Below are 24,600 nucleotides of genomic sequence, written 5' to 3'. Positions count from 1 at the left end.
AGCCATTTGAGTTACGGCCGCTCGCAGACTTGGGAGCATCACCCGCCATTCGTGCTTTTTGGGCGGCCCTCGTGCCCAATAATTTTGGCGATGGTAGAGGAAAAATCTCGCTGGTGGCTCTTGGGACGACAAGACGAAAATATCTCGGGAGAGGGAGGGAGGCTCACGACGAAGGGCGTCAAGTTCGAGCGGCGACGCCGCATGGCCGCGTGGGTGACCGAGCATGTCATTCTCCACGAACGCGCCGTGCGTTCCTGGCTGGCCCGCGCCCGCGCCTCGCAAGAGGATATCGACGAATTGATCCAGGAATCTTATTCGCGGCTGGCGGCGCTGGACAGCGTTGATCATATCGATCGCTCCGACGCCTATTTCTTTTCGATCGCCCGCAATCTCCTCATTCGCCGCTTGCGTAGGGCGCAGGTGGTTCCGATCGAGGCGATCGCCGAGATTGACGCCTATCGCGACGATATCCGCCCCTCGCCTGAACGCGAGGCGAGTAGCCGGCTCGACTATCGGCGTCTGCTGGCGCTGATCGACGCTTTGCCCGAGCGCCGTGGCCGGATCGTCCGGATGCGCAAGCTCGAAGGTTATTCGCAGCGCGAGATCGCGGCAGCACTTGGAATCAGCGAAAGCATTGTCGAAAATGAAATCTATCAGGGCGTCCAGGCGGTTCAGCGTGCCTGGCAGGACGGCGAGGCGGTGAGCGCTGCGCGCCTTGTTGCCTTCGAGAGCGGAGGAGGCGGCGCATCACCCAGCGGCGCGCCGGGGACATCGATGCCGAAGCCGCGCGCTATGTCGCGCGGATGGACAGCGACGCCTGGTCCGATGCAGACGAGGAGGAACTTGACGCCTGGTTGGCGCGCGATGCCCTGCATCCGGGGGCCCTGCTGCGCGCACAGACGGCGTGGATGACGCTCGATCGCCCGTTTGCCGCGCATGCCGCGTCGCGCGAGGTCGCCGCGCTTGTGCCCCGGTTCAGTCGCAGGGGGCTGCTAGCGGGCGGCGGCGCGGCGATCGCGGCGTCGATTGCCGGGGGCGTGCTGCTGTTGGGCGGGACCAGCTATGCGACCGCGGTGGGCGAAGTGCGGCGAGTGCCGCTGGACGACGGCTCGATCGTGGCGATCGATACCGCAAGCGCGATCGACGTTCGGCTGGACAAGGCGGACCGCCAGGTGCGCCTCGACCGTGGCGAAGCCTGGTTCCAGGTCTCCAAGGACTAGGACCGGCCGTTCGTCGTCGCTGCGGCGCGCGCGCGTTCGCGCGGTCGGCACCGCCTTCTCGGTGTGGCGCAGTGACGGCGGGGCGCATGTCCTGGTCACCGAAGGCGAGGTCGAGGTGTGGAGCGAGGGCGCCGAGGAGCATCGCGTCCGGTTGACGGCCGGATCGCGCGGCTTCATTGTCGGCAATGCCGCGATCGAGAAGGCGCCTGCTGCGCTATCGTCGATCGACCGCTCGCTCGCTCGCTCGCATGGCGCAACGGCAAGATCTATCTCGCGGGCGACCGCCTTGACGTCGCTGTCGCGGAATTCAACCGCTACAACCGGCGCCAACTCGTCGTTGGCGACGCCGCGATCGCGGGCGAGCGGCTCGACGGCGTGTTCCGGACCGACGATCCGGAGGGTTTCGCAAAGGCGGTCGAGGTCGGCCTGACGGTACCCGTCGATCTGTCCGACCCGGCGCAGATTCGCATCGGAAAGCCTGATAATTGAGGAGACCGGTGCGGCGCGGAAAAGGAAATCGCCAACTTGGGTCTCTTGCTGGTCAGGGGCGAAAAAACGCCTGACAGGGGAGAGACGATATGGGGAATGGAATCGGCCGCGGTGCACTTCTGGCATCGGTCGCGATCGTCTGGGTTGGGGCGGCAAGCCCGGCAGCGGCGCAGAGCAAGACGTTCGCGGTGCCCGCGCAGGCCGCCGCCAGCGGCATCGCCGAACTCGGCAGGCAGGCCGACATCCAGATAGTTGCCGCGCGGCGCTATACGCAGAACAAGCGGGCCAACGCCGTCCGCGGCGCGATGACGGTCGATCGCGCGCTGGTCGTCCTGCTCGACGGCACCGGGCTGGTTGCACGGCGCACAGACCTATTCGGTAGTTCCGGCATCGCCCGCCGCCCAGCCGCGCGAGGGAAATGCAGCTTCAATACCATGCGCGCGAGCGGGATGCTCAACGTGCCGATCACCGACACGCTGGGCATCCGCGTTGCGGGTGCGTGGACCAGTCGCGAAGGCTTCGACTACAATAGTTTCACGCAGCCGCGCGTCAACGGCCGCGACCTTTGGTCGACGCGCGCAACGCTGGCGTGGGAGCCGAGCGACCGGTTCCGCGCCAACGTCATCTGGCAGCATTTCATATCGCTGCATCTGGGGCAATCGACCGTGACCGCCCCCCAAAGTCGACGTCGAATCATCGCACGAGCTCGACAAAAATGCGCGACTGCGATACTTCCATTTCTGATCCCGCTAAACCACCGTTCGATTATTTGGTGCCCACGTTCCGCAAAATGTGGGGGAATATGTGGGGGAGAAATTTTGAGTCGGCGTCCTAAGTGTTGAAATTAAAAGCGAGAATTCTCTCGTTCGATGCAAGCCCTGCCACCAGGGGTTTTCCCCTTGAGCCCCTTGCGGCGCGAGAGGTGTTCGACCCGCTTGCGGTTCACATGCCACTCTGCATTGTGCAGTAAAGTCGTCACACGTCGATAGCCATCACGAGCATGTTGCCGAGTCAGCGCAATTATATCTTCGGTGAGTGCCGGTAAATCTTAGCGTTCGGCCAGCACGTCATAGTGGCGGCCGAAACCGAAGCGCGCGAAGCGGGTGAAGCCCGCGGCGCGCAGATGCGCCTCGATCGCGGCGGCGTCGGTCCAGCGACTGTCGATTTCATAGAAGATTGCGGCGATGCGGCCGAGGTGGGCCGAGGCGACAAGTGCTTCGACGACGGTTTCCTCATGCCCCTCGACATCGATCTTGATCACGAGCGGCAGCGTGCCGGTGAGCATATTGTCGACCTCGGCGATGCCGAGGATGCGGATTTCTTCGGTGCCCGCAGCGCCAGCTTCGCCCGAATCGCGCAGGCTGGCGGTGCCGCTGTGCGCGGCGTCGGTGGCGATCGTTGCGGTGCCCGATTGCAGCGAGACGGCGGCATGGATCGGCTGAATCTTTTCCGACAGCCCGTTGAGCGCGATATTGTCGCTGAGCAGCGCAAAGGTCGCCGCGACGGGTTCAAAGGCGATCGCCGACGCGCAATGGGGATTCTGCGCCGCGAGCAGGCTGTAGAGCCCCTGATTGGCGCCGATGTCGGCGAAGGTGAAGGGGATATCCTGCCGGGCAAGATAGTCCGACAATACGCGGCCATAGGTGGCGTAGCGGCAATATTGGAAGGTGCGGTCGGGCCAGTTTGCGCGCATCTTGACGCCATAGCGCGATGTCACGACCCCCTTCTCGTCAGACTGCTGAAAGGAGGAGGCGAGGCGCGCCGACCATTTGTGCAGCGTCTTCTTAACCCCATAGTCGAGGAAGGCGGCGAGGGGCGATGGCGCGGGCGGGCTGTAGGGCATGACGGTCATTTGCGGTCCAGATATTCGAGGATGGCCTTTGCCGCGCGTTCGGATGAGGGGCGGCTGTCGAGATTGAAGCTGTAGTTGACCAGTTCCTGCTGCCGTTCGCGCAGCGTGTCCGAGAGCAGCGGCGGCTCGGCGAGTTCGGCGGCGAGTTCGTCCATCGTTTCGACCACCGGCCCCGCGGTCCAATGGGTGAAGTCGCGATTGCCTTGCCACGCCAAGTGGCGCGGGTTGAGGAAGATGCACGGCCGCGGACGACGGATGAATTCATACACCTGGCTGCTCGCGTCGCCGAGATAGATGTCGGCGGCGTCGGTGTAGGTCATATCGAGGCTGGCCGGGCTGCCGATGTCGATCAGCATATGATCCTGCGGATATTGATCGGGGCGGGGCGGATTGTTCCAGCCAAGCGCGAAGGGCGACAGTGACGCGGTCACTCGCTTGGCGAACAGCATGATATGCGGCGCGAAGATCAGATTATAGCGGTCGCTGGCGGAAAACCAGTCGAGAATTTGCGGTCCCATGCGATACCAGGAGGACAGTGCGGGCGAGGGGTGCGGATTATAAACCACCGTCGGCCGGTCATTGTCGAACAGGCGGGGCGGTTCGCTGCGCGTGGTGACGTCGAATTTGGGATAGCCGGTGATCGCATAGCCGCCGGGGTTGAGAAGCCCCGCCTCGGCGAGTCGGTCGCGGATCTTCTCGCCCGACAGCAGGACAAGGTCGAACTGCCCGCTCGCCTTGTCGAACCCGATCGCGCGGTCGCCGGCGCCGTGGCGGGTATGGACGATCTTCAGCGATTGGAGGCCGAAGCGGGTCTTCAGCATCAGCGAAGTCTTCTCGGGCACGACAAGCGCGTCGAGATCACGAAACAGGTCGAGATTGCGCCCGAGCGACGAAATGGTGTCGGCGGGGATGGCCCGGCCCGTTGCACGGTGGATCGCACGCGCGAGGGTCGATGCCGGCTGGAGGCGGATGATGTCGGGCGCGGGGCCGTCAAAGGTCGCGGCGAGGCGGCGGACTTCGGCCTCGGTTCCCTCGGCGGTGAAGACGCTGACCCGTGCATCTGGCGCGAGCCGTCGCAGCTGAAACGCGATCGGCAGCGCATGCGCGACCTGATGCCCGCCATGATGGTTGAAGAGAAAGCCGATGTGCATGATGTCAGCGGGCGTCCTTGTCCCAGTCGAGGAGCGACCAGCCGCGCGCCGCCGCGATGGCGCGCAATTTGGACGACGGATTGACCGCAAAAGCCTCGTCGGCAAATTCGAACAAAGGCAGGTCGGAGGCGTGGTCGGAGTAAAAGCGGATATGCGCGGCGGTGCGGTCGATCCCGGCGCTGTCGAGGAATGCGCACAGCATCCTCAGCTTGTCGGCGCCATAGCAGTTGGTGCCGCCGAGTTCAGGGAGCAGTTGGTCATCGCGCCAGCTTGATGCGGTCGCAACGACGTCGTTGATCCCGAGCCGCTCTGCGATCGTAGCAGCATAGAAATGCGGCGCCGCGGTCGCGAGGATGGTACGGCGTCCCGTGGCCTGTTCGGCGGCGATCAGCGCGCGGCCTTCGGCATAGAGGCCATTTTCGAGCAAGCGGTCGGCAAAGCGGTCGGCGAGCGCCTGCGCATCGGCCTTCGGCAGCGCGCCGCCAATCATCAACCGGTGCATCAGCGGCTTCATCGTCCGGCGCGGGATCAGCTTCAGCGCATAGAGCAGCGCGGCGGGGATCAGCAGCGGTGCGAGCAGCAACCGCCACGGCGCACGGGTGCGCGCCGCGAACAGCAGGAAGGGGGTGTAGGTCGGCATGATCGTCAGCGTGCGGTCGAGGTCGAAGACCGACAGCGCGATGGGGCGCGACGCGGCGGCGGGTGCGGGCGCATCCGTCATCACTTGCCACTGTTCCATCATATCGTCTTTCATCGTGGCGCCCGCCGATCGCGGCATGTTCGCCGCGGCCGCACGATTATGAGTTTTTTGCCGTCGCCGCTAGAGCATCACCCACAAATATGATGGCATCCCCGCGCCCGTTCGTGCTGAGCTCGTCGAAGCACCGTCCTTCTTCTGCGGCGCTGAAAAACAGGGCGGCCCTTCGACAAGCTCAGGGTAAACGGATATTCCAGGTCATTTATGGACGCGCGGCGACGAACGTCATTTCGGCTGTGGTTTTTCGACCAGTTCGCGCTGGAGGAAGCCGTGGAGCATCGCGGCGCGTACCGCATCCTCGGCATGGTCCGCGCCGACCGAATGGCCGCCCTCCAGATATTCGTGATAATAGACGCTGTTGCCATATTCCTGCAGCCGCGCGGCAAATTTGCGTGCGTGGCCGGGGTGGACGCGGTCGTCCTTGGTCGACAGATAGAGGAAGATCGGCGGATATTTCACGCCCTTGCGGACATTTTGATAGGGCGAATATTTCGACATGAACGCCCAGTCGGCGGGATTGTCGGGATCGCCATATTCGGCGACCCATGATGCGCCCGCGAGCATCTTGTTATAGCGGCGCATATCCTTGAGCGGCGATCCCGAGATCACCGCGCCATAAAGATCGGGGCGCTGGGTCATCGCCGCGCCGACGAGGACGCCGCCGTTGGAGCGACCCGAAATTGCGATCCTGCCCTTGGCGCTCACCCCGGTCTTCACGATATCCTCTGCCACCGCATGAAGGTCGTCGAAGCTGTTCTGGCGTTTTTCGCGCAGCGCCGCCTGATGCCAGCCGGGGCCATATTCGCCACCGCCCCGGATGCCCGCGAGGACATAGGCGTTGCCGTCCTCGACCCAGAAGAGGCCCAATGGCCCGGCGCGATAGGGCTGGCCGGTGAGATATCCCGGGGTCTGCGCGGCGCGGAACCCGCCATAGGCGTGGACCAACGCGGGCACCCGACCCGTGCTGCCTTTTTCGCGGACGAGGAAATAGGGGACTTGCGTGCCGTCCTTCGATGTCGCGAAACGCTTTTCGACCTGCATGCCCTTGGCGTCGAAGGTCGCGGGCAGGCTCTGCACGCTCTGGGGCGCGCCGCTTTCGCCGACGGCATAGAGCGTCGGCGGCGTCAGCATCGTCTCGGCAGTCGCGAGGACAAGGTCGCGTTTGCCGACCGTGCCGGCGATCTGCACCGTCGCATTGGTGGCGAGCGGGACTTCCTTGCGGCTCCATGTGCCGGTCGCAGCGTCGCGGCGCAGCGCGAACAGCTTGCCCTCGACATCGTCGAGCGCCTTCACCCACAAAATATTGTCGCTCGCCGAGACACTCTCGATCGCCTGCGCCTTGGTGGGCTCCATCACCTTGACGATCGCGACCTTGCGGTCGGCGGACATGTCGGCGAGCGACAGGGAGACCAGCGAGCCTGCGCCGATCCCGGCATAATCCTTGTTGAGGAAGATGATCGCCTGTCCGCCCAGCACATCGCGGAAGTCGGCGGTGTCGGGAATGATCGTGCTGATGTAGCGCGAGCGATCGATGTTCGGGATTTTATAGTCAGTGGTGTAGAAGGTTTTGGCGCGGCTGATCACCGGCCAGCGCGTGTCGCCGTCCATTGCGGCAAAGACGCTCATCCCGACATCTTCGGCTTCGCCCTCGGCCACCGTTTCTGCGGCCGACAGGGGCGTGCCGCGCTTCCAGCGCTTGACGATGCGTGGATAACCCGACGCGGTCATGCTGCCTTCGCCATAATCGGTGGCGACGAGCAGCGTGTCGGCATTTTCCCATGTCACGCTGCTTTTTGCCTGCGGGACGGTGAAGCCGTCCTCCACGAAGCTTTTCGTCGTGCGGTCCCACTCGCGCACGATATCCGAATCGGTGCCACCGGGGCTCAGCGAGACAAGGCAGCGTGTATATTCGGGGGCGAGGCAGTCCGCGCCGTGCCAGACCCAGCTTTGCTTCTCAGTCTTGCCGAGCGCGTCGACGTCGATCAGCGTCGTCCATTCGGGCTTGCCGGCGAGCCAGGCATCGAGCGGGCTCTGCCGCCAAAGCCCGCGCGGGTTGGCGGCATCGCGCCAGACATTGGTGATGGTGTCGCCCATCACCGCATCGGGCATCGCGATCTGCCGGTCGTCGTCGAGGATTTGGCGCGCGCGCTTGCGGTCGGCTTCGAAACCCGGGCGATTGAGCAACAGCTTGTCGGCGGCCGCATTCTCCATTTTCACCCAGCCGAGCGCCTTTGCGCCTTCGATATCCTCCAGCCACAGCCAAGGGTCGTTGTCGTCCTGCGCGGCGACCGAAACGGCGGCGATCGAACAGCTAAGGGCAAGCGCGGCAAGGCTGGCGCGGATCATGTCATTCTCCAAAGGGGTGTCTCGGCGCTGTGCTAGCACCACCGGACACCCCAAGGAAAGCCACAGCCTATTGGTCGATGATGATCGTTCCCGGGTGATGCTTGTCGAGATGCTTCTTGATGATCTTCAGATTGCGGGTGTTCGACCGGAACATGAAGTCGAACGCATCGCCGACCAGCGGGATCGCGCCCAGCGCGGTATCGATACCCAGATTGCCCATCATGCGTATGATTTTCCATTTCGGCATGCCCAGGTTGCGCGCCTCCCAGATCAGATAGGCGCCCATCGCCGCGGTGATCAGGTCGCCGACCACGGGAACGAGCCCGACGATCGCGTCGAGACCGATTGGGCGATTGATGCCGGGGACAATGAAGCTGCGTTCGAGGATGATTTCCAGCATCTCGACGCGCTTGCGCAGCGCGGCGGGATCGTTCCGGTTCTGGATCAATGCGTCGAAAATGGCTTCGGGATTTGGGGACGAAGGGGCCATTCGGGTCCTTTCAGGTGCGGGCCAACGGGCGCGCTTGCCAATTAATTGGGTGCGGCGATCATGCGATTCAATGGGTGGATAGCACGGGGGTTGGCGCGCAGGCCGGTCAGTCGCTGCGCTGCGACCGACCAGCGGAGCGGCGTTGCGAGCGGAATGAAGGGCGCATAGCGCGCCAATATCGCTTCCGCCTCGCCGATCTGCTGCGCACGTTGCCCGGCGTCGACATTGCGGTTTGCGAGGTCGATCAGATTTTGCGCGTCGCGGTTGCACAGCGTGTCGCGCCGGCACGACAGGCGGCGCAGCGCCCAGATGGGGTCGTCGTTGGGCATCACCTCGTCGATCAGCTTGAGGTCGGCGGAGGACGTCATGCCGACGCGGGTGCTGGGGACGCCGATCGCCGACAGATCGGCGGCGACATAGGCGAACAATATGCGCCCGCCGGGTGAATCGGGAACCGCGATGCGCAACGGTTCGATCTCGCGACCTGCGTCGCGCCAGGCATCGACGACGCGCCGCGCCTGCGTCTGCCGCGATACCTCGTCATAATCGGCCCACGCGGGCTGGAGCGGGGCAGGGCCGCCGTCGCGGGTGAAAAGGGTAGGGCGCAATGTCACCTGCGACCGCCACTCGGTCAGGCCAAAGGCCTCGACCAGTCGCTCGCGCCGGATCGCGCGGACCAGCGCGTCACGGTTGCTGTCGGTGGCAAGAAAGCCCTCGGCGCGCACGAAGGCGAGCCCGAACAGCCCCGGGGCGGGATCGACGACCAACCGGTTGCGCCCGATGTTGGAGGCGGCGAAATAGGGCAGCGACGAAAAGCGGCCACCGAGCACGGCGTCGGCATATCCGTTCTTGAAGCGGGCGAGCGCCTTTGCGGCTGTTGCCCCGACGAGTTCGATCGACGCGGCTGGGTCGTTCGCTGCGGCTTCGGCGGCTTCCTGATCCTCGGCGAGCGGATCGGGAACGGGAGAGAGCAGCGCCGCGCGGCCGATCTTGCGCGGCCGCATCGGGCCCCATCCGCGCCCCTTGTTAACGATCGCCATCGATGGCTGTGCCAGCAATTCGAGGATCGCGGGTTGCGGCACCGACAGGCGGATTTCGATGACGCTATCGGTCATCGCGCGGATCGCCTCGACCTCCGGGAAGTCGTCTTTCAGAACGTGGCGGCTGGTGGTGGCGAGGTAGGAGCGCAGGATCGCCGCGACATCTTCGGCCATCACCTTGCGCCCGTCGGTCCATTTGGCCTCGCGGACGCGGAAAATATAGCTGCGCCCGTCGGCGGTGACCGTCCATCGTTCGGCAAGACCGGTGTCGATCTGTCCTTCGCCATCATATCTGACGAGGCCCTGCGACGTTGCATCGAGCAGCGCGGCATTGGCCGCCGACAATTCGCCGTTCATCGGGTTTGCCGAGGCACTCAGCTGGCCGATCGCCGCGACGCGGACCGGGCCGCGCTCGCCGAACAGGCCGCAACTGGTGACCGATAGCACAAGGCCCGCTGCCGCCGCCATTTGCATGGCGGTGCGCCGATATCTGCCTGTTGCCATCATGATGCGCTCAATGTCCTCCGCGTCGCGAATACCGATCATAGCCATCCGCAGCGAAACCGGAAGGGACGATAGCGTCGCGTCGCGCATAAGGGGGTGGTGCGGACGATGGGACTCGAACCCATACACCCAAAAGGATAGCAGATTTTAAGTCTGCTGCGTCTACCGGTTCCGCCACGTCCGCACACCAACGCCCGTCAAGCGGATGGCCGCGAAGAGGTCAAGCGGTGTTTGCGGGCTTCACCGCGCCGCGTCAGTCGGTTAGACCGTCGCGCATGGAAACAGTCCTCAGCATTTCCGGTCTCGGAAAAACCTATAAGAGCGGTCATCAGGCGCTTGTCGGCGTTGACCTCGATATCGCGAAGGGCGAGATTTTCGCGCTGCTCGGGCCCAATGGCGCCGGCAAGACGACGCTGATCAGCATTGTCTGCGGCATTGTGACGGCGAGCAGCGGCACGGTGACCGTCGCCGGGCATGATCACAGCCGTGATTATCGCGCCGCGCGGTCGATGATCGGGCTGGTGCCGCAGGAATTGCACACCGACTCGTTCGAAACCGTGATCGCGACGGTCAGCTTCTCGCGCGGGTTGTTCGGCAAGGCGCGTAACCCTGCCTTTATCGAGCAATTGCTGCGCGACCTGTCGCTGTGGGACAAGCGCGATTCGAAGATCATGGAATTGTCGGGGGGCATGAAGCGCCGCGTGATGATCGCCAAGGCGCTGAGCCATGAGCCCGAAATATTGTTCCTTGATGAGCCGACCGCGGGGGTCGATGTCGAGCTGCGCCGTGACATGTGGAACATGGTGCGCGGCCTTCGCGAGCGCGGGGTCACCATCATCCTGACCACTCATTATATTGAGGAGGCCGAGGAGATGGCCGATCGTGTTGGGGTGATCAGCAAGGGGCAGTTGATCCTGGTCGAGGAGAAGCATGCGCTGATCAAGAAACTGGGGCGCAAGACGCTGACGCTCAATCTGGCCGAGCCGCTTGACGCGATACCCGGCGAACTGGCCGACTGGAGGCTCGAACTGGCGGGGGAGGGGCATGAGCTGGTCTATGAATTCGACAGCCAGGCCGAGGCGACGGGGGTGCCCTCGCTGCTGCGGCGGATGAGCGACATCGGGATCGGGTTCAAGGATCTTCACACGAAGCAAAGTTCGCTCGAGGATATTTTCGTCGGGCTGGTGCATGAAACCAGTTCAAAACAAAATGGGGCGGAGCAGGCTGCATGATTTCGAATATCCGCGGGATCCGCGCAATCTATCTGTTCGAAATGGCGCGCTTTGGCCGGACCTTCTGGACCAGCCTGATGCTGCCCGTGATCACGACCGCGCTCTATTTTGTCGTCTTCGGATCGGCGATCGGAAGCCGCATGACCGAGGTCGGCAGCGTGCCCTATGGTGCGTTTATCGTTCCGGGGCTGATGATGTTAACGATGTTCACGGAAAGCATCAGCAACGCCAGTTTCGGCATTTATATGCCGAAATGGACGGGGACGATTTACGAAATGCTGTCGGCGCCGATGTCGCCGCTCGAACTGTTGATCGCCTATGTCGGGGCCGCCGCGACCAAATCGGTGATTATTGGCGCCATTATATTCGCGACTGCGCATCTGTTCGTCGACATTCAGGTCGCGCACCCGCTGTGGATGGCGGGTTTCATGATGTTAATGGCGATAACATTCTGCCTGTTCGGCTTCATCATCGGCATCTGGGCGCAGAGTTTCGAGCAATTGCAGGTGATCCCGCTGCTCGTCGTCTATCCACTGACCTTCCTGGGTGGCGCTTTCTACTCGCTCGACATGCTGCCCGCGGCGTGGCGGACGGTGACGCTGTTCAACCCCGTCGTCTATCTGATCAGCGGCTTCCGCTGGACCTTCTTTGGCGAGGGCGATGTCGGGATCGGCGTCAGCATGGGCGCGGTGGCGCTGTTCCTGACGCTGTGCCTGGGCGTGATCTTCTGGATGTTCCGGACGGGATATCGGCTCAAGAACTGAGGCTGCTGCAAAGCGGTCATGCCATTGTGACCCGGCGGAAGCCGGGAACGCAATCCCCCGCTATCGGCCCGGCGTCAGGTCGATAGCCGCGGATTGTCGCGTCGCCCCGGAGCAAGTCCGGGGTTCCTCGCAATGTCGGCTCTGAAAGCCGAAATTCAGTCGTTCAGACGCTCGCGCATTTCCTTGCCGGGCTTGAAATAGGGCACGGCCTTCGCCTGCACATCGACCGCCGCCCCCGTGCGCGGATTGCGCCCGGTACGCGACTCACGACTGCGGGTCGAGAACGCCCCAAAGCCGCGCAATTCGACACGCCCCCCGGCGGCGAGTTGCTCGACGATTGAATCAAAGAAGCTGTCGACGATCCGTTCGACCTCTTCCAAGCGCAAATCGCTGTTTTCACTTGCGATCTTCTGAACCAGTTCTGACCGGATCATATGCTTCCCCTGCTTTTCGCGCGCATCCTGCAAATGCTGGCTATCCGGACAATGCCGGCTTTTTTCGCGTGAGGACCCCTCCCACCGCGGAGGCGAGAGTATCACGATTCATTGTATGGTCAAAAATATATCACCCAATGATAAAGGCCCGCAGAGGGACACTCTGCGGGCCTTTATCAGGTGTTAGCCAGGCGAAAGGATTAGTCCTTCTTGCCTGCCTTCAGCGCTTCGCCGAGGATGTCGCCAAGCGACGCACCCGAGTCCGACGAGCCGTACTGAGCGACAGCCTGCTTCTCTTCGGCGATCTGCATCGCCTTGACCGAGAAGTTCGGCTTCTTCGAACGGTCGAAGCCGATGACCATCGCATCGAACTTCTGGCCGACCTGGTAACGCTCTGCGCGCTGCTCGTCGCGGTCGCGGCCAAGGTCGGCGCGCTTGATGAAGCCGGTGGCGCCATCGTCGCCAGCCTGAACTTCGAGGCCATTGTCGCGGACTTCGAGAACGGTGACGGTGACGACGTCGTTCTTCTTCACCGAGCCAGCAGCAGCGGTGCCGCCGCCAACGGCCGGAGCACCCTTTTCAAGCTGCTTGATGCCGAGGCTGATGCGTTCCTTCTCGACGTCAACGTCGAGAACGACGACCTGCACGGCCTCGCCCTTGCGGTGGAGGTGAAGTGCTTCTTCGCCCGAGATGCCCCAAGCGATGTCCGACATGTGAACCATGCCGTCGACGTCGCCCGGCAGGCCAACGAACAGACCGAATTCGGTCGCGTTCTTGACTTCGCCTTCGACGACCGAACCGACCGGATGGGTGTCGGCAAATGCGCCCCAGGGGTTCGACTGAGCCTGCTTGAGGCCCAGCGAGATGCGGCGCTTGTCGCTGTCGACTTCGAGGACGATGACGTCGACTTCCTGGCTGGTCGAAACGATCTTGCCGGGGTGGACGTTCTTCTTGACCCACGACATTTCGCTGACGTGGACCAGGCCTTCGATGCCGGGTTCCAGTTCGACGAACGCACCATAGTCGGTGATGTTCGTGACGGTGCCCGACAGCTTCGCGCCGACGGGATACTTGGCGGCGACGCCTTCCCACGGATCGCTTTCGAGCTGCTTCATGCCAAGGCTGATGCGCTGCGTGTCGCGGTTGATGCGGATGATCTGGACGCGGACGGTGTCACCGATGTTGATGACTTCGCTCGGGTGGTTGACGCGCTTGTAGCTCATGTCGGTGACATGGAGCAGGCCGTCGATGCCGCCGAGGTCAACGAACGCACCATAATCGGTGATGTTCTTGACGGCGCCCTCGATGATCTGACCTTCTTCCAGATTCTGGATCAGGCCCGAACGCTGTTCGGCGCGCGTTTCTTCGAGGATGGCGCGACGCGACACGACGATGTTGCCGCGACGACGATCCATCTTCAGGATCTGGAAAGGCTGCGGCAGGTCCATCAGCGGGCCAACGTCGCGCACGGGGCGGATATCGACCTGCGAACCCGGAAGGAACGCCACGGCGCCGCCGAGGTCGACGGTGAAGCCGCCCTTGACGCGGCCGAAGATGACGCCTTCGACCCGTGCTTCCTTGTTGAATTCTTCTTCCAGGCGGTCCCAGGCGGCTTCGCGGCGGGCGCGATCGCGGGACAGCATGGTTTCGCCATTGGCGTTTTCGACGCGGTCGACATAGACTTCGACTTCGTCACCGACGTTGATGTCGGCCTTCTGGCCCGGCATGGCGAATTCGCGAAGCGGCACGCGGCCTTCGCTCTTCAAACCAATGTCGATAACTGCCAGGTCGTTTTCGATCGCGGTAACGGTGCCCTTGACGACGCGGCCTTCAAAGCCGCCGTCAGCACCACCAAGCGATTCATCGAGCATCGCGGCGAAATCGTCGCGCGTCGGGAAAGCCGTAGTGGCCATAGAGTGTGTTCCTTACTTCATTTGTTCCGGCCAAGCGGTTGGTTCCGCTGGTCTTGTGGCCGATATGCCATGCCCGCCGGATGCGGAGCGCGGCATCCTTCGAACGTCTGTGCGGTCGGGCATGAGTAAAGCAAAAAGCGCGCGACGGGTGCGTCCCGTCACGCCCGGCGCTCGTTTGGAGCGGCGGTCTGTCCATGCCTCAACCGGTGAAAACACCCGTTGGACGCGGCGGCCTATAGTCCAATCGCCACCTGTGAGCAAAGAAAAAAGGGACGCCGCCCGGGCGCCCAAAGCGTCGGTATCAACGGCGCTGCGCGGTGCGTTCGGTGACGAAGGCGATCGCGGCAAGGATGGCGGCGTCCTGATCGAGATTCGTGTTGTCGAGCAGCATGGCATCGGCGGCGCGACGCAGCGGCGCGTCGGCGCGGCCGGTGTCGCGGGTATCGCGCGCATGAATGTCGGCAAGGACGGTCTCGTAAGTCACCTCGACGCCGCGGCCGAGCATTTCCGCATGGCGCCTGCGCGCACGTTCCTCCGGACTGGCGGTAACGAACAGCTTGGCATCGGCGTGCGGCGCGATGACAGTGCCGATATCGCGTCCGTCGAGCACGGCGCCGCCGGGCTGGTTTGCGAAATCGACCTGGCGCTGGAGCAACGCGGCGCGTACCTGCCGGTGGACCGATACGCGGCTGGCGAGGCTGCCCGTGCTTTCATAGCGCAGTGCAGGATCATCGAGCAGGCTGTCGGGAAAGTCGCAAGCGGCGAGGGCGTCGGCGGCGTTATCGGGATCGCCGTGATTGAGCTGCGTTTGATAGCCGACGGCGCGATAGAGCAGCCCGGTGTCGAGGACGGGCAGGCCGAAATGTTCGGCGATCGCTCGTGCGATGGTGCCCTTGCCCGATGCCGTTGGGCCGTCGACCGCGATGATCATATGAATTGATATCCGTCGAAGCGAACGCGCAGCAGATTGCCGTCGAGGTCGAATCCGATCTGGATCCAGCCCGGGTTTAGCGTCGCGCCGCATTCGACAGGGCCGACATTGCCCGACACACGGGCGGGGTCACAGGCGATTTCGACATCCGGAAGAAACCGCCGGACGTTGGCGACAACATCGGCCTGTTTGCGTGCCGTGCCGATGCCGAGCGCTTCGATAGGGCGTCCGGCGAACTCTTTTGCTTCGACTGTCTTGACGACAATGCGCAGGTCTTCGTCGCTGTCGCCCCATGCAAAATGCCGCACGCCGTTGCCGTCGCGCCATTCGCATCCGCTTGATGGATCGCAATTCTCCTCTTCCGTCGGCGCAAGCGCCCCGCGCGCTCCGGCCAAATAGCTGTCGATCGGAAGGGGGGAGAAGCTCGCATCCACGCGAAGCTGGTCGGGGCTGGGGCAATATTCGACATCGCCGTCGCACGACGCATCGACTTCGGGCGCGACCGGCCCCGGAGCGTGAGTGGTCGGGTCGAGCGCTCCCACGGAGTCTGCGGTCTTGGGCAGAGCTGCCGCCGGCTGGCCCAGAGCGAAGGCGGCGAATGAGGCGACCAGCAGGGTAAGGTGGGGCGTCTTCACTGCGCCAGTTCCGTGAGCAGAGCTTCGAAATTCGGAAAGCTTGTCGCCACCGGCGCGATATCGTCGATCGTCACCGGCGCCTTGCTGACGAGCCCGGCAATCGCGAAGCTCATGCAGATGCGGTGGTCGAGGTGTCCTTTGATCGTCGCGTCGCCGGCGAGCGGATCACCGCCGCTTCCATGGATGACCAGGCCGTCTTCGCTCTCTTCGACACGGACGCCGATTGCGGTGAGGCCGGTCGCCATCACTGCGATGCGGTCGCTTTCCTTGACGCGCAATTCGTCGAGGCCGGTGGTGACTGTGCGCCCTTCGGCGAGTGCCGCAGCGACGAACAGGATAGGGAATTCGTCGATCATGCTCGGTGCGACGGCAGGATCGACCGCGATGCCCTTCAAGGCGCTGTGGCGGACGCGGAGGTCAGCGACGGGTTCGCCGCCGACTTCGCGCGGATCGATCAGTTCGATGTTTCCGCCCATCTGGCGCAGCACATCGATCAGCCCGGCGCGGGTCGGGTTGAGCCCGACATTGGCGATGGTGATGTCGGAGCCGGGGACGAGCAGCGCCGCGACGATGAAGAAGGCGGCCGATGACGGGTCGCCGGGGACGGTGATCGTCTGCGGTTTCAGTTCGGCCTCGCCGACAATGCGAATGTGGCGCGTGCCGTCGGTATCGACCTCGACGGTCAGGTCGGCGCCGAAGCCGCGCAGCATCCGCTCGCTATGGTCGCGGGTCGGTACGGGTTCGATGACTTCGGTGATGCCCGGTGTGTTAAGGCCCGCGAGCAGGATCGCGCTCTTCACCTGCGCCGACGCGACGGGGAGGCGATAGGTGAGAGGGGTGGCAGGGGCGAGACCGCGTACCATCAGCGGCAGAGTCTTGGTCCCATTGGCGCCGGGCGAGGCGCTGATGTCGGCGCCCATCTGCGACAGCGGATCGATAACGCGGCCCATCGGGCGGCCCGACAGGCTGGCATCGCCGGTGAAGGTCGTGGTAATCGGGTGGGTGGCGACAAGGCCCATGAGCAGGCGGGTCGAGGTGCCGCTGTTCCCCATGTCGAGCGCTTCGCGCGGCTGGAGCAGTCCGCCGACCCCGACGCCATGGATGCGCCATTCGCCGTCGTCGCGGCGCTCGATCGTCGCACCCATCGCGCGCATCGCGGCAGCGGTGGCGAGCACATCATGTCCCTCGAGCAGTCCGGTGACGCGGCTTTCGCCGACTGCGAGCGCGGAGAGCATCAGCGCGCGATGCGAGATGCTTTTGTCGCCGGGAATGGCGATCTTGCCCTCCAGTGGAGTGGAGGCGGAAAAGCGGCGCGGGGTGGCTGGTTCATGGGTCATGGCGAGCGGCTTTTGACAGCGCCGCTACAATCTGGCAAGGCGCACGCCGATTTGACGGAAAGCTGGACAGCTACCGTCGTCTTCCGATATTTCTATCCTGTTTCCAGAAGGTTACGAGGCTTATATGGTAAAGGCTGAATGGGGCGCCAAGCGCAGCTGCCCGAAATGTGCCACCCGATTCTATGATTTGACCAAGGATGATCCGATTAGCTGCATCAGCTGCGGCTATAGCTGGATCCCGGAATCGGTGCTGAAATCGAAACAGCCGATGCCGTTCGAGGAAGCTGAAAAGCCCGGCAAGGTCGTCAAGGAAGAGGCGGTCGACGATGATCTGGATCTGGACGTCGATGTCGACGAGGACAGCGATTCGCCCGACAACGACGTCGACCTCGGCGGCGATGACGATCTGGGCGTCGCCACGACCGACGATGACAATGAGGTCGAGAGCTGATTTTTTCGCGAGGGGCCAAAAAAAGCATCGCATGATGCATTTGGCCCCTTGCATCGGCCGCCGGCACTGGTAAAGGCGGCCTCCCGATCGCAGCCACCCAGCAGCGATCGTTTGAAGATGTGGGGCCTTAGCTCAGCTGGGAGAGCGCCTGCATGGCATGCAGGAGGTCAGCGGTTCGATCCCGCTAGGCTCCACCACTTCTTCAAAGTCCGGCGCGGACGAACGCTTCTAAAGGCAGATGATCGACCGGCGGTTTGATCCCGCCAAGGCCCTGTGATTTCATCCCAATGGACTGGAAATTTGCAAAGGCGGCCATGCTTGTGCCGCCTTTTTGCTGCACGGTGCTTACTGCGCCGCTTCTTCGGTCTCGAACACCGGCTCCATCGTGATCGGGTCGGCCAGCGAGATGCGATCGAGGATCGACGCGGTGTCGTCGCGGACCTTCAGCATCAGACTGCGCATCCGGCATTCGGCTTCGGGCAGGCAGTTTTTGCAATGCTCGTGCGCGTTGCGCGCAGCGCACGGCACCAGCGCCAGCGAGCCGCGCGTCAGCCGGACAAGGTCGCCATAGCTGATGTCGATGGGCGGCAGCGCCAATTGATAGCCGCCGTCGCGCCCGCGCTGCGAAATGAGCAATCCTTCGCGCGCCATTTCCGACAATATCACGGTCAGAAATTTGGGCGGGATATTCTGCGCCTCCGCAATGTCCGCGAGTTGGACCTGCCCCTTGCCCCAATGATCGGCAAGATGCTGGAAAGCACGGATCGTATAGCGGGTCTTCTGCGAGAGCATGCAGGGTTACTGTGACATATTCAGCCTTAATTCAACCTGTCTGGATGAGATTATCGCGCATGGTTGATGAAAATCACAGCGGGTGGCATGGAGCGAGGATAAAAGGGGCGCGCACGACCTGTTAAGGGCAACCAGAAGGGTGAAGCGGATGATGCGTAAGATATTCGGTGCCCCGGCGATTCTCGCCGCGTGCATGCTGGCGGTTGCGCCAGCACAGGCGCAGTTCGGCGGGCTGTTGCGCAAGGTGACGTCGCCGACCCCGACGCCATCGCCCAGCACCGACAGCGACAATGGCGGCTGTCCCAAGGGCAAAAAGGGCAGCCGCGCCGGGCGCAATATATTGGGCGGCATATTGAACGATGCGATCGGCGACGCTGCGGGCCGGACGGGCTTTGGCAGCTATTTACCAAGCGCCGAGGTTGCCGGAACGCTGACCGACGCCATCGCCTGCCGCCTCGATCCCGCCGAGCAGGTGCAGGCTGCGGCGGCGACCGAAGAGGTTACGCGCGGCGAGGCGGTCGGTGCGACCGCAAACTGGACGAGCGAAACGCGCGAGAATGTCAGCGGATCGTCGACCGTCGTTGCCCGCAACGACGAGAGGGGTGGCCGGCGCTGCATGAGCGTCACCGATGTCGTGATCGTCGAGGGCGAGGAAACCACGGTGTCGAAACGCATGTGCAAGGGGCCGGGGGAAGCGCGTTATGTCATCGCGGCCTGACGGCCGGCGCCTGCTGCGCCCGGCTATGGCGCTCTTCGCCGGACTGGCGCTGCTCGGCGCGACGCCGATGGACCCGGTCAACAAGACCTGCCCGGCGAATCCCGGCTGGTCGCTGAACAAGACGATGCTGCTCACCCCGCGCAAGCAGGGCGATCGCAAGATATTGCTGGCCGAAGGGCGCATCGATGCGGGGCTGCCCGACCGGCTCAATGCCGCGCTGGCGGCCAATCCCGACGTCGAGGAAATCTGGGTGAGCTCGCCCGGCGGCGACGCGCGCGCGGGCAATGCCGCCGGCCGGATCATCCGCCAGCACCCGGGCATGGTGACGCGCATCCCCAAGAATTGGGTCTGCTTCAGCGCGTGCAATTTCGTCTTCATGGGCGGCCAGCTGCGGATCGTCGAACCCGGCGGCATCTTCATGGTCCACATGTTCACCCGCACTGGCGACCGCGGCACGATCGACATGAGCGTCGCGATGGGAACCGATGCGACGACCGAGTTGATCGGCGAGATCGAACAGGATGCCGCGCTCCTCGCCAGCGAGGATAATGATTTCCTGATCCGCATGGGGGTGTCGCGCAAGCTGCTGACCGACGTCATGTACCGGCAGAAGGCCGTCGCGGGGCAGGGCGACGACAAGTCGACCCGCCGCTGCCTGACCCAGGCCGAAGTGCTGCAGTATAATGTCGCGAACGCCTCCGCCGACTAGCGGCACACAAGGTTGCAAACAGAAACGAATGGCGTAGACTGGCCCAAATAACGGGAGAGCTGGCCATGAATGACATGACGCACGAACATGCCACGTTCCGATCGATGATCGACGGAACGCAGCAGGACTGGGACATTATCGCGCGCGAGCAGAAGGCGTTTGCGCCGAATAATGGCAAGCGCATCCTCGACCATCTGAAACTGCTCGGCGGGGATTATGGCGGCTTTCCGGTCGACCGGCTCGAACATTGTCTGCAAACCGCGACCCGCGCGCACCGCGACGGTCGCGACGAGGAATATGTCGTGATGGCGCTGCTCCACGACATTGGCGACACGCTGGGTGCGTTCAATCACCCCGATGTCGCCGCCGCGATTCTCAAGCCTTTTCTGTCAGAAGAAAATCTGTGGATCGTCCAGCATCACGGGATTTTTCAGGGCCATTATTTCTTCCACTATCTGGGCCTCGACCGCGACATGCGCGACCAGTTTCAGGACAGCCCGCATTATGCTGCCTGCGCGCATTTCTGCGAAGCCTATGACGCCCCGGCGTTCGACCCCGACTATGACAGCGAACCGCTGGAATTTTTCGAACCGATGGTGATGCGGGTCTGTTCCTATCCGCGCACGAGCATCTACAAAAAGGTGATGGTCGAAGAGGCGGCGGCGTAAAAAATGCCCCGGCAAACGCCGGGGCAGGTTCCTTAGGTAAGTGGTTGGACCCCGGCACTGGCCGGGGTTCGCGTGTCCGGGTTACTTGCCCTTGAACGCGGTCTTGCGCTTTTCGACGAAGGCCATGATACCTTCGACTGCATCGGCGCTGTTGCCGGCAATGAACTGACCTTTCGCTTCGGCGTCGAGCGTATCTGCATAGCTTTGCGACAGGCCGTCGCGCAGGATCTTGCGCATCGTCCCGAGCGAGACCGTCGGGCCGCTCGCAAGGCGCGTGGCCAGCGCCCGTGCTTCGGCCATCAGCGCATCATCCTCGACGCATTTATAGATCAGCCCCCAGTCGGCCGCCTGCTCGGCGCCGATCTTTTCGCCCAGCATCATCATCTGGGTGGCGCGCGGCAGGCCGATCAGGCGCGGCAGTAGCCACGACGAGCCGCCGTCGGGGACGAGCCCGATGTTGACGAAGGCCTGAAGGAAATAGGCGCTCTTGCCCGCGATGGTGAAATCGCCCGACAGGCCAAAGCTGCATCCGACGCCCGCCGCCGGACCGTTGACCGCGACGACGACGGGAATGTCGAGATTGGCGAGCGCGAGCAGCATCGGGTTATAATGGTTGCGCAGCGCCTTGCGGCTGTTCGCGCCGCCGCCGACGGCCGAGCTACGGTCGCCGCCAAGGTCGGCGCCCGAGCAGAAACCGCGCCCTTCGCCCGTGATCAGCAGCGCGCGCGCACCGAGGCCGGGCAGATGGTCGAGCGCGAGGCGAATATCGTCGGCCATCGCGGGCGGCATCGAATTCAGCCGTTCGGGGCGGTTGAGCGTGATCGTCGCGACATTGTCGGCGACCTCGAGCTTGATGGTGTCAAAGGTCGGGATGCTGGTCATGGGGAAGAAATCCTCTCGCGCTGGCGTTTCGGCTTTACCTTTACGTTCACGTAAAGTTGTGACCGATTTGGAAAGCGAGTGCAAGGGGGAAGGGGTTTCGGCGTGACTGGATTGTTGCGCGCGGCTGGTCGACGGGCATGGGGTAGAAAATCACCACAGTTTCGCAACCTCGTCACTCCCGATCAAGTCGGGGATAACGAAGGGGAAGGCCTGAATTGGCCTCCAAAAAAAAGCCGCCTTTTGGCGGGCAGGCCGCAAACAAAAAGGGGGCGGCGGTGTCATCGACACCGCCGCCCCCCGGGACTACCTGTATATAAGGTTTAGAAGTTCAACTTCACGCCACCCGAAACATAGCGCCCGATGACGTCGTAGTTCGGCGTGATGAAGGGCGTGAGCGGCGGATCGACGTCGAACAGATTGTTGACGTTGCCGAACAGGGTGAATTGCCCGGCCTTGAACTGCAGCCCCAGATCGACATAGGTGCGGCTGCCGTTTTGGTTGTTCGCGGGCGCCTTGGCCGGGGCCGGCGGCGGCACGCTGTAAAGGCCGCCATCGACGTAGCGAACGCGCACATTGGCGCCGAAGTCGGCATTGTCGAAGGCCACCGTTGCGCTGCCGCGCCATTTCGGGGTGGAGAAGGCGGTCTCGCCGCCGACGATGCCTGCGACATCGACCCCATCGACTTCCAGCTGGAAGACGTGATTGGCAAGCGCGCGGAACGTCAGGTTCCCGTTGCCGAGCGCCGTCCGGTACGATGCTTCGATGTCGAGGCCCTGCGTATTGTAATTGGCGAGGTTGCGAACCGTGTTCTGAATCAATTCGATGTCGCCGTTCGGCAGGCGCGTTATGATGCCACCGCAAGTCGGATCAGCCGAGTTTGCTGCGTGGCATCGCAGGAGCAAGGACTGTGCGGGCACCGTTGTGATGACATTGTCGATATTGATATCATAATAGTCGACCGACAGGCGGAAACCCGGAATATAATGGGGCGAATAGGAGCCACCCAAGGTCAGCGTGTGGGAAATTTCGGGGGTCAGATTCTTGTTGCCGCCCGTATAGACGGTAACATTGCTCTGAATCGCGCCGTTCCTGAAGGGATCCTGGACAGTTCCCTGACCAACCGAGCGACCGGTGAAATATTCGGCAATGCTGGGCGACCGAATGTCGCGCGAATAGACAGCGCGCAGCAACAGGTCGTTGACGAGACGCAGGGTGCCGCCAGTCTTCCACGACCAGATGCCACCGCTGGTGCTGTAGTCCGAATAGCGCGCCGCGCCGTTGACTTCGAGGCGCGCCACACCTTCGGCATTAATCAGCGGCACGTTCACTTCGGCAAAGGCTTCCTTGACGTTGAAGCCGCCATTGGTCCGCGACGAGTTCAGCGTGCCGAGCGCGTTCGCCAGCGAGAGCGGGTCGACATAATTGGTGACCTGTTCTTCCCAGCGGAGGTCGGTGCCGATGGCGATGTCGACGGGACCAGCCCAGGTTGCGAAGGGCTGACCCGACAGGCTGGCGCCCGCCGTGTCGAGCTTGATCGTGGCGATCAGATGCGATCCGCCAAAGGCCCATGCAGCGGCTTCGTCCGAGATGTTTCCGTTACCGAGGAGATTGATCGGCACGCAATTGGGATCATTGTTGGCCTGGTTGGCGTCGGCATTGATGCGGCAGGTCGGGGTATTGCCGACGAGCACCGAATCGACGCCATTGGCGAAGTTCGCCTTGATACGCTGGTTGTTGAGCCGGTTGCTGATCCGGACTTCGCCGTGATCATAATAGGCATTATATTTCCAGCCGTCACCGAAGCTGCCCTCGAGGCCGATCGCGCCCTCAAGATTGCGCCGGTTATAGTTGAGCTTCATCATCTTGTCGGGACCGACATCGTCGAGGAAGCGGCCGAGGAGGAACGGGCCGGTGATGCCCGCTGCTGCGAGCTGGTCGCGGTTTGCCTGCGTCAGGAAGGCGTTGTCGGGCATGATCGCGACGGCCGCCGATTCCGGGTAGAGGTTGTAGTTCCCCGTCATGCGGTGAAAGCTGAATTGCGCCCAGACCTTCAGCGAATCGGCCACATCAAAGCTGGCGCGAGCAAAGGTGTTGATGCGCTCATAGGGTGCGCTGACCGCGGTGTAATCGAAGGTGTTCTGGCCGCCGCCGCCGACCGTCGTCAGCCCTTTGGTGGCGCTGCCCAGCGGGAAGGGAACGATGTTCCCATCGCCGTTGAAGACGAAGCCATAGGGGGCGCCGAGGCCGTTGAGGATCGATCCGCCATTATAGACTTGCGTCGAATTGGGGTCTTTCGCGATGATCAGTCCCTCGGTCGGGTGGTCGAACAGCCCCGCTTCGAGGTTCGGACGGCCCTTGCGGCTGAGGATGCCCCGATCCTTCATATAGTCGCCAGCGATCATGAAATGGCCGCGACCGTCAGCGAAATCCGTGCCCCATGCGATATCGGCGCCATAGCGCGCGCCGTCGCCGCGCGACGACACGCCGGTCTGCGCCCCCATGCGCCAGCCGGTGAAATCATCGTCGAGGATGATGTTGACGACACCCGCAACGGCGCCCGAGCCCCAGGCCGCCGATGCGCCGCCGGTCACGACGTCGATCCGCTTGACGAGGCTCTTCGGCACAGTGTTGAGATCGTTGGAGCCCGTGAAGCGGTGCCCGCCCATCAGCGTGAGCGTGCGTACTGCACCAAGCCCGCGCATGTCGGGGGTCGAAACGCCGCTGTTGGTGCCGGCGGCCGTCGTCGTCGGCGTCGATGTGGGGCGGAACTGGGGAGTGTCGTTGAGGACCTGGGCGATGCTCGGGCGGTTGCCCAGCGCGAGCTCGGCCTCGCCAATCACGGTCGTCGGGGTCGGTGCGTCGAAACCCGAGCGCTGAATGCGCGACCCGGTCACGATGATTTCGTCGTTGGAAGTGGCCTCGGCGGCAGCGTCTGCCGACTGTGCATATGCCGGGCTCATGCCGACCAGCATGGAAAGTGCGGTGCCGGCGTACCAGCAGGATTGGTTGATCCTCATAATTATCCCCTTTGCCAATTGGACGGCAAAATTCTGCAGCCCGATGTTCGCTTGTATTCTTAGCCGCGAGGCCCTTGCGCCCTCGTGTTTGCGAATTTCTATAAAGTCGCAATATTTGGAAAAATCAACCCAGATTCTGACATAATTTTCAATTATAGAAAATTTTTGCATCCAGAAATGGGGCAATCCGGCTCGACAAGCCATGAATCACGATGTTTCACCACAATCCATGTTTGGGAAAATCGGGTTCGCCATGGCCCATATTTTG

24 protein-coding genes, 2 tRNA genes and 1 pseudogene are annotated in these 24,600 nt (G+C 63.1%); 11 read left to right on the top strand and 16 right to left on the bottom strand.

Annotated features, from left to right (window positions below):
* The first annotated feature begins 201 nt into the window (after positions 1 to 201).
* The 4 genes from CDQ91_RS21620 (at position 202) to CDQ91_RS01665 (ending at position 2,551) form a co-directional block, all read left to right on the top strand.
* Entirely contained in the window at positions 202 to 912 is a 711-nt protein-coding gene (locus CDQ91_RS21620; RefSeq protein ID WP_158213588.1) for an RNA polymerase sigma factor, read from the top strand.
* Positions 804 to 1,220: a FecR domain-containing protein gene (locus tag CDQ91_RS21615; RefSeq protein ID WP_419722532.1), complete on the top strand. Its 417-nt coding sequence runs from the start codon at positions 804 to 806 to the stop codon at positions 1,218 to 1,220. The genes CDQ91_RS21620 and CDQ91_RS21615 overlap by 109 nt, the downstream gene beginning before the upstream one ends.
* Positions 1,221 to 1,337: 117 nt before the next feature.
* Positions 1,338 to 1,709 (top strand): FecR family protein, encoded by a 372-nt coding sequence (locus CDQ91_RS21610; RefSeq protein WP_237245769.1) that lies wholly within the window; start codon positions 1,338 to 1,340, stop codon positions 1,707 to 1,709.
* Between the two features lie 188 nt (positions 1,710 to 1,897).
* On the top strand, positions 1,898 to 2,551 hold the full coding sequence (locus CDQ91_RS01665) for an STN domain-containing protein (protein WP_144036656.1): 654 nt from the start codon (positions 1,898 to 1,900) through the stop codon (positions 2,549 to 2,551).
* A 2-nt stretch (positions 2,552 to 2,553) separates the two neighbouring features.
* On the opposite strand, the pseudogene CDQ91_RS01660 reads toward CDQ91_RS01665, so the two are convergent.
* The 8 genes and pseudogenes from CDQ91_RS01660 to CDQ91_RS01625 all read right to left on the bottom strand — a co-directional run.
* Positions 2,554 to 2,757 (bottom strand): annotated as a pseudogene (locus CDQ91_RS01660) (IS3 family transposase); the annotation flags it as partial.
* Entirely contained in the window at positions 2,758 to 3,561 is an 804-nt protein-coding gene (locus CDQ91_RS01655) for an FkbM family methyltransferase (protein ID WP_088470964.1), read from the bottom strand.
* Positions 3,558 to 4,712, bottom strand: coding sequence for a hypothetical protein (locus CDQ91_RS01650; RefSeq protein ID WP_088470963.1), 1,155 nt, complete (start codon positions 4,710 to 4,712; stop codon positions 3,558 to 3,560). Before CDQ91_RS01650 ends, CDQ91_RS01655 begins: the two co-directional genes overlap by 4 nt.
* A 4-nt stretch (positions 4,713 to 4,716) precedes the next feature.
* A complete protein-coding gene (locus CDQ91_RS01645; RefSeq protein WP_158213587.1) occupies positions 4,717 to 5,466 on the bottom strand; it encodes an HAD family hydrolase in 750 nt (249 codons plus the stop codon).
* Positions 5,467 to 5,694: 228 nt separating this feature from the next.
* Positions 5,695 to 7,815, bottom strand: coding sequence for a prolyl oligopeptidase family serine peptidase (locus tag CDQ91_RS01640; RefSeq protein ID WP_174688453.1), 2,121 nt, complete (start codon positions 7,813 to 7,815; stop codon positions 5,695 to 5,697).
* Between the two features lie 67 nt (positions 7,816 to 7,882).
* Positions 7,883 to 8,305: a DUF4112 domain-containing protein gene (locus CDQ91_RS01635; protein ID WP_088470960.1), complete on the bottom strand. Its 423-nt coding sequence runs from the start codon at positions 8,303 to 8,305 to the stop codon at positions 7,883 to 7,885.
* A gap of 41 nt (positions 8,306 to 8,346) precedes the next feature.
* Positions 8,347 to 9,852, bottom strand: coding sequence for an ABC transporter substrate-binding protein (locus CDQ91_RS01630; RefSeq protein ID WP_088471391.1), 1,506 nt, complete (start codon positions 9,850 to 9,852; stop codon positions 8,347 to 8,349).
* Between the two features lie 94 nt (positions 9,853 to 9,946).
* A tRNA-Leu gene (locus CDQ91_RS01625) sits at positions 9,947 to 10,033 on the bottom strand.
* Between the two features lie 91 nt (positions 10,034 to 10,124).
* On the opposite strand from CDQ91_RS01625, the gene CDQ91_RS01620 reads away from it, so the two are divergent.
* Positions 10,125 to 11,081 (top strand): ABC transporter ATP-binding protein, encoded by a 957-nt coding sequence (locus CDQ91_RS01620; protein WP_088471390.1) that lies wholly within the window; start codon positions 10,125 to 10,127, stop codon positions 11,079 to 11,081.
* Positions 11,078 to 11,845 (top strand): ABC transporter permease, encoded by a 768-nt coding sequence (locus CDQ91_RS01615; protein ID WP_088470959.1) that lies wholly within the window; start codon positions 11,078 to 11,080, stop codon positions 11,843 to 11,845. Before CDQ91_RS01620 ends, CDQ91_RS01615 begins: the two co-directional genes overlap by 4 nt.
* 155 nt (positions 11,846 to 12,000) lie before the next feature.
* On the opposite strand, the gene CDQ91_RS01610 is transcribed toward CDQ91_RS01615, so the two are convergent.
* From CDQ91_RS01610 to aroA, 5 genes are all read right to left on the bottom strand, one after another.
* Complete coding sequence (locus CDQ91_RS01610; protein ID WP_167836658.1) at positions 12,001 to 12,312, bottom strand: integration host factor subunit beta; 312 nt, start codon at positions 12,310 to 12,312, stop codon at positions 12,001 to 12,003.
* A gap of 167 nt (positions 12,313 to 12,479) precedes the next feature.
* Entirely contained in the window at positions 12,480 to 14,192 is a 1,713-nt protein-coding gene (gene rpsA, locus CDQ91_RS01605; RefSeq protein ID WP_088470958.1) for a 30S ribosomal protein S1, read from the bottom strand.
* A 301-nt stretch (positions 14,193 to 14,493) separates the two neighbouring features.
* Positions 14,494 to 15,123 carry a (d)CMP kinase gene (locus CDQ91_RS01600; protein WP_088470957.1) on the bottom strand — a complete coding sequence of 210 codons (630 nt, stop codon included), beginning with the start codon at positions 15,121 to 15,123 and terminating at the stop codon, positions 14,494 to 14,496.
* Complete coding sequence (locus CDQ91_RS01595) at positions 15,120 to 15,758, bottom strand: hypothetical protein (protein WP_088470956.1); 639 nt, start codon at positions 15,756 to 15,758, stop codon at positions 15,120 to 15,122. Before CDQ91_RS01595 ends, CDQ91_RS01600 begins: the two co-directional genes overlap by 4 nt.
* A complete protein-coding gene (gene aroA / locus CDQ91_RS01590) occupies positions 15,755 to 17,095 on the bottom strand; it encodes a 3-phosphoshikimate 1-carboxyvinyltransferase (RefSeq protein WP_088470955.1) in 1,341 nt (446 codons plus the stop codon). The genes CDQ91_RS01595 and aroA overlap by 4 nt, the downstream gene beginning before the upstream one ends.
* A gap of 124 nt (positions 17,096 to 17,219) precedes the next feature.
* On the opposite strand from aroA, the gene CDQ91_RS01585 reads away from it, so the two are divergent.
* Both CDQ91_RS01585 and CDQ91_RS01580 read left to right on the top strand, forming a co-directional pair.
* On the top strand, positions 17,220 to 17,546 hold the full coding sequence (locus CDQ91_RS01585; protein WP_088470954.1) for a TIGR02300 family protein: 327 nt from the start codon (positions 17,220 to 17,222) through the stop codon (positions 17,544 to 17,546).
* A gap of 121 nt (positions 17,547 to 17,667) precedes the next feature.
* Positions 17,668 to 17,743, top strand: a tRNA-Ala gene (locus tag CDQ91_RS01580).
* A 148-nt stretch (positions 17,744 to 17,891) separates the two neighbouring features.
* Here CDQ91_RS01580 and CDQ91_RS01575 read toward each other — a convergent pair.
* Positions 17,892 to 18,338, bottom strand: a complete 447-nt coding sequence (locus CDQ91_RS01575; RefSeq protein WP_088470953.1) for an RrF2 family transcriptional regulator — start codon at positions 18,336 to 18,338, stop codon at positions 17,892 to 17,894.
* Positions 18,339 to 18,486: 148 nt separating this feature from the next.
* On the opposite strand from CDQ91_RS01575, the gene CDQ91_RS01570 reads away from it, so the two are divergent.
* The 3 genes from CDQ91_RS01570 (at position 18,487) to CDQ91_RS01560 (ending at position 20,433) form a co-directional block, all read left to right on the top strand.
* A complete protein-coding gene (locus tag CDQ91_RS01570; protein ID WP_237245768.1) occupies positions 18,487 to 19,056 on the top strand; it encodes a hypothetical protein in 570 nt (189 codons plus the stop codon).
* Entirely contained in the window at positions 19,040 to 19,765 is a 726-nt protein-coding gene (locus CDQ91_RS01565; RefSeq protein WP_237245767.1) for a COG3904 family protein, read from the top strand. Before CDQ91_RS01570 ends, CDQ91_RS01565 begins: the two co-directional genes overlap by 17 nt.
* A gap of 65 nt (positions 19,766 to 19,830) precedes the next feature.
* Positions 19,831 to 20,433, top strand: a complete 603-nt coding sequence (locus CDQ91_RS01560; protein ID WP_088470952.1) for an HD domain-containing protein — start codon at positions 19,831 to 19,833, stop codon at positions 20,431 to 20,433.
* Between the two features lie 81 nt (positions 20,434 to 20,514).
* On the opposite strand, the gene CDQ91_RS01555 is transcribed toward CDQ91_RS01560, so the two are convergent.
* The gene (locus CDQ91_RS01555) at positions 20,515 to 21,315 is read right to left on the bottom strand and encodes an enoyl-CoA hydratase-related protein (protein WP_088470951.1); all 801 of its coding nucleotides are present in this window, start codon (positions 21,313 to 21,315) and stop codon (positions 20,515 to 20,517) included.
* Between the two features lie 320 nt (positions 21,316 to 21,635).
* Positions 21,636 to 24,332 (bottom strand): TonB-dependent receptor plug domain-containing protein, encoded by a 2,697-nt coding sequence (locus CDQ91_RS01550; RefSeq protein ID WP_088470950.1) that lies wholly within the window; start codon positions 24,330 to 24,332, stop codon positions 21,636 to 21,638.
* Positions 24,333 to 24,600: the final 268 nt, after the last annotated feature.

Origin of the sequence: Sphingopyxis witflariensis (assembly GCF_002205635.1) — a bacterium.
Classification (GTDB): Bacteria; Pseudomonadota; Alphaproteobacteria; order Sphingomonadales; family Sphingomonadaceae; genus Sphingopyxis; species Sphingopyxis witflariensis.
This window is presented reverse-complemented; position numbering and strand designations above follow the sequence as displayed.

Excerpts from the sequence above, each read along its gene's own strand:
- CDQ91_RS01640 (WP_174688453.1), bottom strand. The coding sequence starts at position 7,815 with ATGATCCGCGCCAGCCTTGCCGCGCTTGCCCTTAGCTGTTCGATCGCC.
- CDQ91_RS01650 (WP_088470963.1), bottom strand. The coding sequence starts at position 4,712 with ATGCACATCGGCTTTCTCTTCAACCATCATGGCGGGCATCAGGTCGCG.
- CDQ91_RS01575 (WP_088470953.1), bottom strand. The coding sequence starts at position 18,338 with ATGCTCTCGCAGAAGACCCGCTATACGATCCGTGCTTTCCAGCATCTT.
- CDQ91_RS01565 (WP_237245767.1), top strand. The coding sequence starts at position 19,040 with ATGTCATCGCGGCCTGACGGCCGGCGCCTGCTGCGCCCGGCTATGGCG.
- CDQ91_RS01645 (WP_158213587.1), bottom strand. The coding sequence starts at position 5,466 with ATGAAAGACGATATGATGGAACAGTGGCAAGTGATGACGGATGCGCCC.
- CDQ91_RS01630 (WP_088471391.1), bottom strand. The coding sequence starts at position 9,852 with ATGATGGCAACAGGCAGATATCGGCGCACCGCCATGCAAATGGCGGCG.
- CDQ91_RS01620 (WP_088471390.1), top strand. The coding sequence starts at position 10,125 with ATGGAAACAGTCCTCAGCATTTCCGGTCTCGGAAAAACCTATAAGAGC.
- CDQ91_RS01560 (WP_088470952.1), top strand. The coding sequence starts at position 19,831 with ATGAATGACATGACGCACGAACATGCCACGTTCCGATCGATGATCGAC.
- rpsA (WP_088470958.1), bottom strand. The coding sequence starts at position 14,192 with ATGGCCACTACGGCTTTCCCGACGCGCGACGATTTCGCCGCGATGCTC.
- CDQ91_RS01585 (WP_088470954.1), top strand. The coding sequence starts at position 17,220 with ATGGTAAAGGCTGAATGGGGCGCCAAGCGCAGCTGCCCGAAATGTGCC.
- CDQ91_RS01555 (WP_088470951.1), bottom strand. The coding sequence starts at position 21,315 with ATGACCAGCATCCCGACCTTTGACACCATCAAGCTCGAGGTCGCCGAC.
- CDQ91_RS21620 (WP_158213588.1), top strand. The coding sequence starts at position 202 with ATGGCCGCGTGGGTGACCGAGCATGTCATTCTCCACGAACGCGCCGTG.
- aroA (WP_088470955.1), bottom strand. The coding sequence starts at position 17,095 with ATGACCCATGAACCAGCCACCCCGCGCCGCTTTTCCGCCTCCACTCCA.
- CDQ91_RS01655 (WP_088470964.1), bottom strand. The coding sequence starts at position 3,561 with ATGACCGTCATGCCCTACAGCCCGCCCGCGCCATCGCCCCTCGCCGCC.
- CDQ91_RS01570 (WP_237245768.1), top strand. The coding sequence starts at position 18,487 with ATGATGCGTAAGATATTCGGTGCCCCGGCGATTCTCGCCGCGTGCATG.
- CDQ91_RS01635 (WP_088470960.1), bottom strand. The coding sequence starts at position 8,305 with ATGGCCCCTTCGTCCCCAAATCCCGAAGCCATTTTCGACGCATTGATC.
- CDQ91_RS01615 (WP_088470959.1), top strand. The coding sequence starts at position 11,078 with ATGATTTCGAATATCCGCGGGATCCGCGCAATCTATCTGTTCGAAATG.
- CDQ91_RS01550 (WP_088470950.1), bottom strand. The coding sequence starts at position 24,332 with ATGAGGATCAACCAATCCTGCTGGTACGCCGGCACCGCACTTTCCATG.
- CDQ91_RS21615 (WP_419722532.1), top strand. The coding sequence starts at position 804 with ATGGACAGCGACGCCTGGTCCGATGCAGACGAGGAGGAACTTGACGCC.
- CDQ91_RS01600 (WP_088470957.1), bottom strand. The coding sequence starts at position 15,123 with ATGATCATCGCGGTCGACGGCCCAACGGCATCGGGCAAGGGCACCATC.